The sequence below is a fragment of the Flavobacterium anhuiense genome (genome assembly GCF_001705175.1).
Classification (GTDB): domain Bacteria; phylum Bacteroidota; class Bacteroidia; order Flavobacteriales; family Flavobacteriaceae; genus Flavobacterium; species Flavobacterium anhuiense.
The window spans coordinates 3,351,760-3,364,876 of record NZ_CP016907.1 but is presented as its reverse complement, the minus strand read 5'-3'; the positions used below and the strand labels follow the sequence as shown (position 1 = coordinate 3,364,876).

Annotated in this window: 15 protein-coding genes; 12 read left to right on the top strand and 3 right to left on the bottom strand. The window is 32.6% G+C overall.

Features of this window, described 5'->3' with window-relative positions; translation table 11 throughout:
- Position 1 precedes the first annotated feature (1 nt).
- The 7 genes from BB050_RS14780 (at position 2) to BB050_RS14750 (ending at position 6,162) form a co-directional block, all read left to right on the top strand.
- Entirely contained in the window at positions 2-706 is a 705-nt protein-coding gene (locus BB050_RS14780) for a 16S rRNA (uracil(1498)-N(3))-methyltransferase (RefSeq protein WP_066034075.1), read from the top strand.
- A 110-nt stretch (positions 707-816) separates the two neighbouring features.
- A complete protein-coding gene (locus tag BB050_RS14775; RefSeq protein ID WP_066034074.1) occupies positions 817-1,455 on the top strand; it encodes a DUF4159 domain-containing protein in 639 nt (212 codons plus the stop codon).
- 10 nt (positions 1,456-1,465) lie between these two features.
- On the top strand, positions 1,466-1,963 hold the full coding sequence (locus tag BB050_RS14770; protein WP_008468801.1) for a TrmH family RNA methyltransferase: 498 nt from the start codon (positions 1,466-1,468) through the stop codon (positions 1,961-1,963).
- 285 nt (positions 1,964-2,248) lie between these two features.
- Entirely contained in the window at positions 2,249-3,211 is a 963-nt protein-coding gene (locus BB050_RS14765) for a zinc metalloprotease (RefSeq protein WP_066034073.1), read from the top strand.
- A 104-nt stretch (positions 3,212-3,315) separates the two neighbouring features.
- Entirely contained in the window at positions 3,316-4,407 is a 1,092-nt protein-coding gene (locus BB050_RS14760) for an AI-2E family transporter (RefSeq protein ID WP_066034072.1), read from the top strand.
- Positions 4,408-4,409: 2 nt separating this feature from the next.
- On the top strand, positions 4,410-5,591 hold the full coding sequence (locus tag BB050_RS14755; RefSeq protein ID WP_066034071.1) for a THUMP-like domain-containing protein: 1,182 nt from the start codon (positions 4,410-4,412) through the stop codon (positions 5,589-5,591).
- A 4-nt stretch (positions 5,592-5,595) separates the two neighbouring features.
- Positions 5,596-6,162 (top strand): hypothetical protein, encoded by a 567-nt coding sequence (locus tag BB050_RS14750; protein ID WP_008468792.1) that lies wholly within the window; start codon positions 5,596-5,598, stop codon positions 6,160-6,162.
- Between the two features lie 3 nt (positions 6,163-6,165).
- On the opposite strand, the gene BB050_RS14745 is transcribed toward BB050_RS14750, so the two are convergent.
- Complete coding sequence (locus BB050_RS14745; protein WP_008468789.1) at positions 6,166-6,813, bottom strand: M15 family metallopeptidase; 648 nt, start codon at positions 6,811-6,813, stop codon at positions 6,166-6,168.
- 205 nt (positions 6,814-7,018) lie between these two features.
- Here BB050_RS14745 and BB050_RS14740 point away from each other — a divergent pair, with 205 nt between their 5' ends.
- Positions 7,019-7,540 carry a hypothetical protein gene (locus BB050_RS14740; RefSeq protein ID WP_066034070.1) on the top strand — a complete coding sequence of 174 codons (522 nt, stop codon included), beginning with the start codon at positions 7,019-7,021 and terminating at the stop codon, positions 7,538-7,540.
- A 58-nt stretch (positions 7,541-7,598) separates the two neighbouring features.
- Here the strand turns inward: BB050_RS14740 and BB050_RS14735 are convergent, their stop codons facing one another.
- Positions 7,599-8,702, bottom strand: coding sequence for a fatty acid desaturase family protein (locus tag BB050_RS14735; RefSeq protein WP_008468785.1), 1,104 nt, complete (start codon positions 8,700-8,702; stop codon positions 7,599-7,601).
- A 170-nt stretch (positions 8,703-8,872) separates the two neighbouring features.
- The gene (locus BB050_RS14730; protein ID WP_123906997.1) at positions 8,873-9,196 is read right to left on the bottom strand and encodes a helix-turn-helix domain-containing protein; all 324 of its coding nucleotides are present in this window, start codon (positions 9,194-9,196) and stop codon (positions 8,873-8,875) included.
- A 122-nt stretch (positions 9,197-9,318) separates the two neighbouring features.
- Between BB050_RS14730 and BB050_RS14725 the strand changes: the two genes are divergently transcribed.
- The 4 genes from BB050_RS14725 to BB050_RS14710 all read left to right on the top strand — a co-directional run bounded on the left by BB050_RS14725 (position 9,319) and on the right by BB050_RS14710 (position 13,094).
- The gene (locus BB050_RS14725) at positions 9,319-9,594 is read left to right on the top strand and encodes a hypothetical protein (RefSeq protein WP_066034068.1); all 276 of its coding nucleotides are present in this window, start codon (positions 9,319-9,321) and stop codon (positions 9,592-9,594) included.
- A gap of 425 nt (positions 9,595-10,019) precedes the next feature.
- Positions 10,020-11,789 (top strand): glycoside hydrolase family 9 protein, encoded by a 1,770-nt coding sequence (locus BB050_RS14720; RefSeq protein WP_083219848.1) that lies wholly within the window; start codon positions 10,020-10,022, stop codon positions 11,787-11,789.
- Between the two features lie 27 nt (positions 11,790-11,816).
- On the top strand, positions 11,817-12,590 hold the full coding sequence (locus BB050_RS14715; RefSeq protein ID WP_066034067.1) for a ThuA domain-containing protein: 774 nt from the start codon (positions 11,817-11,819) through the stop codon (positions 12,588-12,590).
- A 60-nt stretch (positions 12,591-12,650) separates the two neighbouring features.
- Positions 12,651-13,094, top strand: a complete 444-nt coding sequence (locus BB050_RS14710; protein WP_066034066.1) for a GNAT family N-acetyltransferase — start codon at positions 12,651-12,653, stop codon at positions 13,092-13,094.
- Positions 13,095-13,117: the final 23 nt, after the last annotated feature.

The window sequence follows — 13,117 nt, the reverse complement described above, 5'->3', positions numbered from 1 at the left end:
CATGCAGTTATTTTTTAATCCGAATATCGACGAGACAACTCAAAGTTTTTCTTTTGATAAAGAAGAAAGCCGTCATATAATAAAAGTTCTCAGAAAAAAAGATGGAGATATTCTGCATGTTACAAATGGCTCAGGACTATTGTTTGAAACGCAAATTACATTGGCTTCAGACAATAAATGCACCGTTGAAGTCCTTTCGATAAAAAATGCCGAGAAGCCAAAATTTCATCTTCATTTGGCCGTCGCGCCAACCAAAATGAATGATCGTTTTGAATGGTTTTTGGAAAAAGCTACCGAAATCGGCATTCAAGAAATTACACCGATTTTCTGCGACCGTTCTGAACGAAAAGTAATTAATCGTGATCGTTTTGAAAAAATCATTCTTTCGGCAATGAAACAATGCAACGAAACCTTTCTTCCAAAATTGAATGAAGCAATTTCGTTTAAAGAATTCATGAAACAAAAACAAAATGGTCTTCAATTAATTGCTCACTGCGAAGAAACCGATAAAAAGTCTTTGAAAGAAGTTTTAAAACCAAATGAAGATGTAACCATTTTAATTGGTCCAGAAGGCGATTTTTCTGAGAAAGAAATTGCGTTGGCATTAGAGAACAATTACAAACCTGTAACTTTAGGAAACACGCGATTGAGAACAGAAACAGCTGCCGTTGTCGCTTGCCATAGCGTTGTTTTTTTTAATGAATAATTACTATACAACTTTATCATTAAAACCTACTAATCTTTGTCGAGCTACTTGTGGAGATTTCTCCTTCGTCGAAATGACAAAATGCGAAGAACACGATATTTAAAACTAACATGAAAAAAATATTCTGCTTATTATTACTTTTTTCAATTTCTTCTTTTTCACAAGAAATCGCTTTGCTTAAATACAGCGGTGGCGGCGATTGGTATGCAAATCCAACCTCCTTGCCAAATTTAATCAGTTTTTGCAATGTGAATATTAATACCCGCATTAAGAACAAACCTTCGACAGTAGAACCAAGCAATCCAGATTTGTTTTCGTATCCGTTTGTGCATATGACAGGGCACGGAAATGTAGTTTTTAACGATGCTGATGTAACCAATTTGAGAAATTATTTGACAGCCGGAGGTTTCCTGCATATCGATGATAATTACGGAATGGATCAGTTTATTCGAAAAGAAATCAAAAAGATATTTCCAAATAATAATTTAGTAGAACTTCCGGCAAACCATCCCATTTTTCAAAAGCCATTTCCATTTCCTAACGGATTGCCAAAAATTCACGAGCATGACGGAACACGCCCGCAGGCATTTGGGATTTTTATAGACAATAAACTGGTTTTACTCTATACTTACGAATGTGATTTGGGTGATGGATGGGAAGATGCCGAAGTCCATAACGATCCTGCAAACGTAAGAGACAAAGCTCTTAAAATGGGTGCCAACATCATCAATTATATTTTTACCAATTAAATTCTAGAAAGTGCAGCTAACTCACGAAGAAAATCAATTTGAAAGAAAAACGTTTCCCATTACTTTGGTATGCGATCATATTTACTTTCAGCAGAATATTGGTTCTTTGTTCCGAATTTCTGAGGCTTTCGGAGTTGAAAACATAGTCTTTTTCGGAAAAGATATTCCTCTTACACCTCGTAAAATAAATAAAACTTCTCGCAGCACACATCTTCATGTGCCTCATTCTGTAATTGAAGATTATAGTGAGCTTCACTCCTATTTGACTGATAATAATTTTGAAATTATTGCTTTAGAGATTACTTCAAACAGCAAACCTTTAAAAGAAGTTATGATTCCTTTCGATAAAAAAATCGCTCTTTTGATTGGAAGTGAAATTAACGGAATCTCAGAAGAACTTCTAAAACTCTCGCACCAAATTGTGCATATTACTATGTTTGGCAAAAACAGCAGTATGAATGTGGTACAGGCTGCTAGCATAGCGCTTTACGAAATTACTTCGCTGTAAAAATTCGAACTCTGAAAAATTTCTTTTAAATTTTTACTGAATTTTAAAGTTAAAGTTATCGTTAAACGACAGATAATCACGACGAAATACATTCTAAAAACACAAAAGAAAGAAAATACTTAATAATTTTTCAATGTTGATTTTTGTAGGAATCCCTGTTTGTAAGGGATTGTAAAATTTCTCACAAAATTTCTTTTCTAATATTTTGCGAAAAAGGTATTTTGTTATAAAATTGTCGCATTATTTAACTAATCAACATTTTTATAACAAAAAACCCAATTTATTATGAAAAAAGTTATTATTACCACATTTGCAGCATTAATGCTGTTTGCTTGTCAAAATGAACAATCTGATTCTGCTAATGCAGATGCGAGCGTTGCTTCAAGAAGAGGTTGTGCAACACAAGAAGTTTTAGAAGCTCAATTGAAAGCCGATCCAACATTGGCAATTAGAATGAATGAAATCGAAACTTTTACTGCACAACACACAGGTTCAAATTTTACTGGCCGTTTGGTAAATGGTAAAATCGAAATTCCAGTTGTAGTGAATGTATTGTACAGAACTGCTGCACAAAACATTTCAGACGCACAAATTCAATCACAAATCGATGTTTTAAACAAAGATTTCAATGCTTTAAACTCAGACTACAATAATGTACCAGCATTATTTGCAGGAGTTAAAGCTAACATTGGAATTACTTTTGTTTTAGATCAAGTTATCAGAAAATCTACTACAAAAACTTCTTGGGGAACAAATGACGCTATGAAAAAAACAGCTCAAGGCGGAATTGCTCCAACTTCTCCAACTACAAAATTAAACATGTGGTCATGTGCAATTGGTGGCGGAATTTTAGGCTATGCACAATTTCCTGGCGGTTCTTCTGCAACTGACGGAGTAGTAATTGACTCTCGTTATTTCGGATTATCTGGTTCTGCAAATGCACCATTTAACTTAGGAAGAACAGCTACACACGAAGTTGGTCACTGGATGAACTTACGTCACATTTGGGGAGACGCAACTTGCGGAAGCGATCTTGTTGCAGATACTCCTACTCATAACACAGCAAACTACGGAGTTCCTGCTTACCCACACTATAGCACTTGCTCTGGTACACCTGTAGAAATGACGATGAACTACATGGATTATGTGGATGACGCAGCTATGTACATGTTCTCAACAGGTCAGAAAAATAGAATTGCTGCTATTTTTACAACTGGAGGTGCTAGAGCTTCTTTTGCACAACCATAATAAAAAAAACTTAATTAAAGGCGAGATGATTTCATCTCGCCTTTTTTTGTTTATGTCTAAATTTTAGAATGCTTTTTCCTATATTTATAGTCTAAATTTTAAACATGATCACATCAAAAACTATTTCAAACGGAATATTAAGAGCTTTAGCCACAATCTTAATAATTGGCATCGTTTTATATTTTTTATATGAAATCCAAACAGTAATTGTCTACTTATGCATTTCGCTAATATTGTGTTTAATTGCAAATCCGATGGTCTTGTTTTTAAAAAACAAATTAAAATTCAACAATTCTTTGGCGGCCACAACTACCATCATCTTTTTCATTTTTTTAATTGTGGGTTTCATATTATTGTTTGTCCCTTTAATTATTTCTCAAGCAAATAATCTAGCACTTTTAGACACAGCGCATCTTCAGGCTAAATTTATGGAAACAGAAACCCATCTTGAAGAATACTTTAATATTCAGCATATTGACTTAAATAAAATTATAAAAGATTCTAAAATTACATCATTCTTAGATTTCAGTTATTTCACTGGCTTTATAAATTCGATTATCAATTTTATGGCCGACATGGGAATGGGATTGGTATCTGTATTTTTTATTACTTTCTTTTTCATTAAAGATCAGGAAATTTTTAAAGATCAAGCAAGAAGAATTCTTCCTGATTCGAATGAGGATAAAATTTTGAATTCAATCACAAAAATTAATCACTTATTAACCCGATATTTTATTGGTCTCTTGCTACAATTAATTGTCGTATTTATTCTTTATCTTGTTGTATTGCTAATCTTCGGAAATAAAAATGCTTTCGTAATTGCCTTTTTATGTGCCATTCTAAACATAATTCCTTACTTAGGACCAATTATTGGAACAACTTTGGCTGCAATTTTAACCATGATCAGCATGATTGGACAAGATTTTCAATCTGAAATCTTACCAAAAACTATTTATGTTGTTATAGGCTTTTTAGTAGTTCAGGCAATTGACAATAACATCAGCCAGCCAATAATTTCGTCAAAAAGCGTAAATTCGCATCCGTTAGAAATATTCTTAGTCATATTAATCAGCGGTATTACATTTGGAATTGTCGGAATGATAATCGCAATTCCAGCATTTACAATGATTAAAGTAATATTAAAAGAATTTTTTCCAGACAATAAAATCGTCTCCGTATTAACCGAAAGAATTTAGCTTTGAACAATCCTATTTTGCATCCAGAAATTCAAGAATATATAATTCAAAATACTGGTGCAGATATAACAAAATTGGCGCTGCAGAAAAATCCGTTTCCTGAAGTGGATTGGATTTTAATTTTAAATCAAATTGAAGCCCGAACAAAAGCAAAGGAAAAACTTCCTACTTGGTTTGCTACCGAAAACATTATTTATCCAAGCAAGATTTCTGTAGAACAGACTTCTTCAGAAAAAACTGCATCTTACAAAGCTTCTTTAATAGCTGGAGAATCTCTTATTGATTTAACGGGTGGCTACGGTGTTGACGATTATTATTTTTCTAAGAAATTTAAATCGATAACACATTGCGAAATAAATGAAGAATTATCTGCAATTGTTTCAAACAATTTTAAAAAATTGCAAGTTGAAAATTGCGTTTTTCATGCTGGCGATTCGACTCATTTTTTAGAAGAAACCAATCAAAAATTTGACTGGATTTATATCGATCCTTCACGAAGAAATGACAGTAAAGGCAAGGTTTTTATGCTGAAAGACTGTCTGCCAAATGTTCCTGAATCGCTTGATTTCTATTTTCAAAAATCAGATTCGATTTTAATCAAGACTGCACCTTTACTGGATATTTCAGCAGGATTATCAGAATTAAAAAATGTAAAGAACATTCACATCATTGCTTTAGAAAACGAAGTTAAAGAACTGCTTTTTGAAATTCACAAAGGATATACAGGCGAAATAACTTTAAAAACGTCCAACATCTTAAAAGAAAGAATAGAAACTTTTGAATTTGTTTTAGGAAGCGAAACAATATCGCATTCTTATGGTTTGCCTCAGCAATATCTCTACGAGCCCAATGCCGCTATCATGAAATCTGGCGGTTTTGATGAAGTTAGCTCAGCTTTTCATATCAATAAACTGCATAAACATTCGCATTTATATACTTCAGACCATTTAATTGATTTTCCAGGAAGAAAATTTGAGGTTCAAAAAGTCATTTCGTACAACAAAAACGAAATGAAAAATGAACTAGCCAATAAACACGCTAATGTCACTACTCGTAATTTTCCTGAAACTGTAGAAAACATTAGAAAAAAATGGAAAATAAAAAATGGAGGTAATTTGTATTGTTTTTTTACGACAGATGTAAAAGATAACAAAATAGTTTTAATTTGCACCAAAATAATCTAACACAATGAAACAATTAATTACACTAACTCTTTTCTTATTAACCTTTACCGCATTTGCCCAAAAACCATGTGAATATAGTGTCAATGTAAATGATTCTATCGGATCTTATAAAGTAACAAATGAATATTTAATGAGTGAAAAATATTTTGGCGGAAGCTTTAATTATATTTTCTTCTCTTTAGCACAAACTGATGGTTTGCCTACATTAAACCTTCAATCTATCCAAAAAAGCAAAGATTTTATTAAGGCAAATTGTTTTGATAAAAACTCGAAAATATTCTTGCAATTAGAAAACGGAAAAATTGTAACTCTAATGCACATTAATCAAGAAAATTGCGGTACACTTGTTCGTGATGACAAAGGTTTTGACAACCGAATCAATACTGGGATTTTTATGTTTATGAAAGACAATTATGAAGAGTTGAAAAAATCTCCAATTTCAATAATGCGAATTAAATATCTTACGAATACCGAAGATTATATCGTAAAACGAGAACTTACCTCGGAACTAACTGGAAAAGTGACTAATCCGAATACTTATTTTATGGACAATATCAGGTGCGTCGAGTAATTTTTAATCGCATTTCCATTTCTGATTGGATACTTTATCTTTTAAACCTGTTTTTAAATTATAATGCCACCACTCAGAATCAAAAGAGTTGAAACCATTTTTAATCATGGTCTTTTTTAAATAAGCTCTATTAGAAAGAATTTCTTTTGAAAGCTGTTTAAAATTATGACTCGCCATAATTCCAAAAAAATCAAAAGAAGTTCCCATATCGACTTCTTTTCCTGTTATATCTACTAAAGAAATGTCTACGGCTCCTCCTCTGTTATGAATGGAGCCTTTTTTTGGATCTGCCACATAAATAGGATCCGATACAATCTCCCACATTTTTTTCTGAATATCTAAAGGCCTATAACAATCATATAATTTGATTCTGTAGCCTTTCTTCAAAAAATCCTTATTGGCCGCAATCAAGGCTTTTACAGTTTTTAAACGAAGCATGCATTCAGCGCAATCATAAACTTTAGTTTTTAAGAAATTATCATCTGTGGCATATTTCATATCATAAACAAAATCATTGCTATAATCTCTTAGATTTACAAACGCAGTATCAGAAATCTTAACTTCTGCAGGAGAAATGTAAACTTCATTCTGAGCTTGTAAAAAACCTATTCCTAAAAGAAAAAAGACTAAAATTTTGAAAGTATGATTCATTGTAAGACAATTTTAAAAATTGAAGTTAAACAAAAAATCTTAAAAATTGGTTCTTATGATAATATCTTAAATTTTTAAGTTTATTTTTTTCAATTCAAAACCCGTCATGCATTACTTCAAAACAAACATTATTTTTAATATCTTTATGAAAATTAGACCATTACAACTTTTCAACTAAAATATTCATTCTAAAATCAGTTATATTATGAATTATAGAACCAAATACATTTCAATAGTTATTGCTAGCAGTTTAATCTTGTTTTCATGCAAAAAAGACATTGCAAAAGAAGTTCCTACAACAGATTCCACTTCTATAAAAACTGAGGCTTTAAAGACAGACAGCACTACTATAAATCCGAACGATACTTTATATAATTTAGTAGATAAAAGCATCGTCGGAACACAGTTTTTAACTAAAAGCAGTTTGGCTCCGAGATTAAAAAAATTGTTAGGATCTGATTACGATCAAATGGTAAAAAACTGGAATACGGAAACCCCTTTTGAAAAACAAGATAATATACTCCATGCTTGGGGTTGTAAGCAGCACGATTGTGGCACTTATTCTTATGATTTATACATTGACGTTAAAAACAATAAAATCAACGTCTATAAATTTTCAGAATCAAAATTGACCATTTTTAAAGAAGATAACTTTGAGATTGAAATAAATGGTAACTTCTTGAAAGATCTAAATATCAAAAAAGAGAATACAGAACTTAAAAAATAATTACGATCATAAAAAAAGCGGCTTAAAAACCGCTTTTTTTTATTAAATATTTTGAAAACTATATTTCTCCCGTAACTAAAATATTCTCTTTTACACCTTTGTCTTTCAGCATTCTAAAATGGGAACGAACTGCGTGATAAAACGGATATGAAGTGTAAGGCAGACCGTATTCCTCTGCATAACGTCTTATAATTGGCGTAATATAAGGATAATAGGTATGTCCAACTGCAGGAAAAAGATGATGCGCTACATGGTGTGTAAACCCGCCATAAAGAAAATTAGCCAATTTGCTTTCTGTACTAAAATCTTTAGTCACAATCATTTGGTGCATTACCCAAGTATCGGAAAGATTTCCGTCTTCATCCGCATGCGGAAAATGAGCATCTTCGTCAACGTGAGTTGAAACCAATGCCACTACGCCAAGCGCACTACCACATAAATGCATTGACAGCCACGCAAAAAGCACCATATACCAAGGCTGGCTTAACAACATCATCGGGATAAAAAGCAAATAAACAAGATTGATGATCTTAGCAGCAAACAGTCTATACACTTCTTGCCTCGGAATTTTATCTACTACTTTCTTTACATAATTATCCTTAGTTCCAAAGAAATCTTTAAAATCTCTAATATAAAGCCAATTGAGGCTGTAAAAAGGATAAATAAACCACATATAAATGTGCTGATACTTATGATAATTAAACAGCGGACTATTTGGAAATATTCTAATAATATCGCTCTGTTTGATATCTACGTCCCAATCTGGTACGTTTGGATACGCATGATGCAGACTTATATGGCGTCGCATCCAAAGCCAGTGATTACTCCCGAAGAGTTCTAATACATATAAAAACCATTCATTATGCTTTGGCTTTTTAAACAAAGCTCCATGTGCAGCATCATGAAAAGCATTTATAAACAAAACGATCATTGTAATTCCAGACAAAATGTAAAAAAGAAATAAAAAAGGTGTCTGGTTTCCGAAAATTAAAATACAGGCGTAGAACAAAAAAAATACTGCCAGAAGCCCTAAAGACTTCACAACGTTTAATACATACAAAGACGAGTTTTTTAAGACCGTTTCATTCACTTCTAAACGCATCTTTTTAAAAAAATCATCTGCTCCTGGTTTAACATAAACCGGTCGTTTTAATTTTTCCATATTGGTTACTGCTAGAAATTGTTAATCAAATTTAGTAAAAAAAAACTTAAACTGTAAGCGTAGATTTAAATAAAAAAGGGATATTTTAAACAAAAAAACCACTCAAAAAGAGCGGTTTAATTAATACTGTGACATTTTAAATTGTTAGATACTTTTTGGAAAACATTCTATCATTCCTCAAACTTTTTGTCTGCCAGACGAAGGCGAATATTATGAATACGACCTTCAATTTCTTGTAAGTCATTCAAGATATTCTGCTTCTCGTACACTGGCCCAACTTCATTAACCTTATTTTGCTCATCGGCAAAAAGATCATTCAAATCCACATCTGGAAAATTTTTACTTAAGCTAATAATAAAGTCAGAACCTATACTAGCTGTTCCGTGCAAATATCTTCCAATCATTGCAGGGCTAAATCCCAAAATTGCCCCTACTTCCTTTTGCTTTAATCCTTTATCCTTAAAGAATTTACTTAGTTTCTCGTGATACATCATTATTAAAATTCAAACAAAATATAGCTATAATATATTTTTTAACATAAAAAAGAATAAATAATATAATATTATTCTTACATTTACACGTAATAAAATACATACAAATAATTATTAGCAAATATATGTCAAAATTAATCAATAATAGCAATTTTAAAGAAGATAATTCTCACAATAAAAAAGCTTATGAATTTATAGATAAGCATTTACCCGTTACCTATGTGGATCTTACAATTGCTTGTATTGTAAAAAAAGGGCAGCCTGTTCCAAGTAAATCATTAATTCGAAACGTCAGAAATAAAACCATACTGAGAAACGACATTTTGCTTGCATTAGTAGAAGTTGCAAACGAGAATAAACTTGCAATAGAAAAAATAAAACTTTTAACCTCGCAATCTTAAAAACATACTACAACCATTTCAACCAAAGCCATTTATGACAACTCATCATAACAACCAAAAAGAAAATAACCATTCCGAATCTTTTCAAAACCAATTTAAGATCTCGTCCTCAAACGAAAACAATTTAGAAAACATTCCAAATTTATACGGAATGAGCCTCGAACAGTATATAGAAGGTCTTGAAATTCATTCTAGATGCTTTAATCAAATGGAAAATGTGAAAAGGATAATGAATTAAAAAAGTCCTAATCATTTCATAAAAATCACATCAAATACACATCATAGGTTTTCCAAATACAGCATAAACCCTTATAAAACTTGTTTGTATAGCAAATTTTCTATTTTAAGCCTTAAACTATTCGTCTAAGAAAAAATGGCCCTTTTTTGTAATTTGCTCTTTCTACAAGCGAAAAAAATAAAAAACCATGCTAAAATTTAGAAAACAACTAAGATGCGTCTTAATAGTTTTGCTCTTTTCTATTTCAGCTTATAGCAAAACTATCATCCATGTAAATCAAGTTGGCTTTGATCCAAAAAGTCCAAAAATTGCTATTATTGAACATCAAAGCAATCTTTTGAATTCAACTTTTGACATTATAGATGCTGATTCTGGAAAAACAGTTTTCACGTCTAAAATTGGAAAAGCAGAAAGTGTCGACGACTGGAAACTGGGTAACTTTTATTACAAAGCCGATTTTTCTTCTCTTCAAAAACCAGGGAACTACAAAGTGTCATTTAAAATTGCAGATCAAACTTATACTTCTGCCCGCTTTTCAATTGAAGAAGACATATTAGCAAAACGAACCATTTCTTCTATTGTACACTATTATAACAAACAAAGAGCCAACACTCCCGAAGAACTGGAAGCTGACAAAAACATGTTATTGTTTGGAAGCACAAAAAAAGTAGATGTTCACGGCGGATGGTGCGATGCATCTGGAGATGTGAGCAAGTATTTTTCGCATTTAGCCTACGCTAATTTTGTATCTCCGCAACAGACGCCTTTGGTAACTTGGTCACTTATAAACACATCCGAAAGCATTTCAAAAAAGCTCGTACATTGGAAAATAAAAGATTCTCTCGATAACGAAGCCATTTGGGGAGCCGATTATATGATGCGCTGTCTTTCTGATGAAGATTATTTTTATATGATAGTATTTAGCTATTTTGATAAAAACCCTGCAGCAAGAAGAATTGTTGGATTAAAAGCCAATAGCGTTACTACTGACGAATATCAATCTGCTTTTCGCGAAGGCGCTGGAATGGCAATCGCGTCACTTGCCAGAATTTCAAAATGGAATAAAAACGGTGATTTCACTTCAAAACAATATCTAGACGGAGCGAAAAGAGCTTATGCACACCTTTTAATTAATAATACGAAATATGATGATGACGGAAAAGAAAACATCATAGATGATTATTGTGCTTTGATGGCGGCCACAGAATTATGGATAACCACGAATGAAAATTTTTATAAAGACGAAGCCAGAAAATGGGCTCATAAACTTGAAAACCGAATGACAGACAAAGGTTGGTTTAGAAGTAATGATGCAAATCGTCCGTTTTGGCATGCAGCCGATGCTGGTTTACCTATTGTGGCACTAACCAGATATCTGAAAAAAGAATCTGACAGTAAAGAAAGAATTGCGGCAGAAAATGTTATCAAAAAAGCTTTGGAATACAATTTAGCCGTTACCAACAATGTCACTAATCCATTTGGTTACGCTAGGCAAAGTTTTTTATTTAATGATAAAATTCAAGACGGATTTTTTATTCCGCATGATAATGAAACTGGCTGGTGGTGGCAAGGTGAAAATGCAAGATTGGCTTCATTGGCTACAGCAGCGATAGAAGGCGGAAAAAGCATTTCACTACAAAAAAACAACACCACAAAAAAATCGCTAGATTTATTTGCGTCACAGCAAATATCATGGATTTTAGGTTGCAATCCGTATTCTATGTGTTTTTTGTACAAATTTGGCGAGAACAATGTTCCTTATATGCATTCTAATTATGGCCACGGATCTCAAAAAGGCGGTATTTCTAACGGTATTACGGGGAAAGATGGAAATGGAGACGGTTCTGGAATCGATTTTAAAATGGAAGACAAAGGCAATGAATGGCGCTGGACCGAACAATGGATTCCGCACTCAGCATGGTTTTTACAGGCAATAACTGCAATTGTTGAACCGTAAATTAATTCGATTTACTAAATTATTTCCATGAAAAATTCACTAGCATTCATTTTACTTATTTTAAGTTGTTTCTTTCAGCAGGACTGTCTGGCTCAAAAACAAAAAAAATCACGTTTTAAAGCTTTAGTTTTATATGAAAATGGCGGACATCATCTTCCATTTACCAAAGCCGCAAAACCTTGGCTAAACAAACTCGCCATCGACAGCAGTTTTACCATTGACTATATCGAAAACACCAAAACAATCAATGAAAATCTTTTAAAACAATATCAAGTTTTTATACAATTAGACTATCCACCTTATACGTGGAGCGAAGAATCAATGCAGGCATTTCAGAAATATATAAACAGCGGAAAAGGCGGATGGGTGGGCTTGCATCATGCTACTTTGCTTGGAGAGTTTGACGGGTATCCTATGTGGAAATGGTTTTCTGATTTTATGGGCGGAATCAGATTTGTGAATTACATACCAGATTTTGCAAGCGGAAAAGTAAATGTAGAAGATAAATCTCATCCTGTAGCTAAAGGAATTCCTTCTGATTTCATTATTCAAAAGGAAGAATGGTATACCCATGACAAAAGTCCGAGACCCAATGTTCATGTTTTGGCTTCGGTTGATGAATCTACTTACCAGCCAGATTCAAAAATAAAAATGGGAGATCATCCAGTAGTCTGGACAAACGATAAGTTTCCTTCACGAAACGTTTATATTTTTATGGGACACGCGCCAGAATTATTCCAAAACGAAGCATACACTACCCTGCTTCGAAATTCTATTTTCTGGGCAGCAGGAAAAAAATAATTCAATAGTACATAAAATTACTATTTTTGCCAGTCATCAAAAAATTAAACAATCTAGACTGTGATTCAAAAAGTAAATAAAACAGAATATCCTGAATTGATTTCGGTTTGGGAATCTTCTGTAAAAGCAACACATGACTTCTTAAAACCTGAAGATTTTATATTTTACAAAGAGCTTATTCCAAACTTTTTTGACAATGTTTCATTGTACTGCATAAAAAATGACCAACAACAAATTATTGGTTTTGTCGGAACTCATGATGAAAGCTTAGAAATGTTGTTTGTAACAGCAGACCAAATAGGAAAAGGAATTGGCAAGAGATTATTACTATATGCAATTAATGAGCTTAAAATCTCAAAAGTTGATGTGAATAAAGAGAACCAAACAGCCACTTCATTTTACAAGCATTTTGGATTTGAAGTAAAATCTACCTCTGATTTAGACGGCTGCGGTAAACCCTATCCGATTTTGCATTTAGAACTAACAAAAAAGCCACTTAACTAAAGTGGCTCTTTAAATTTTATAAC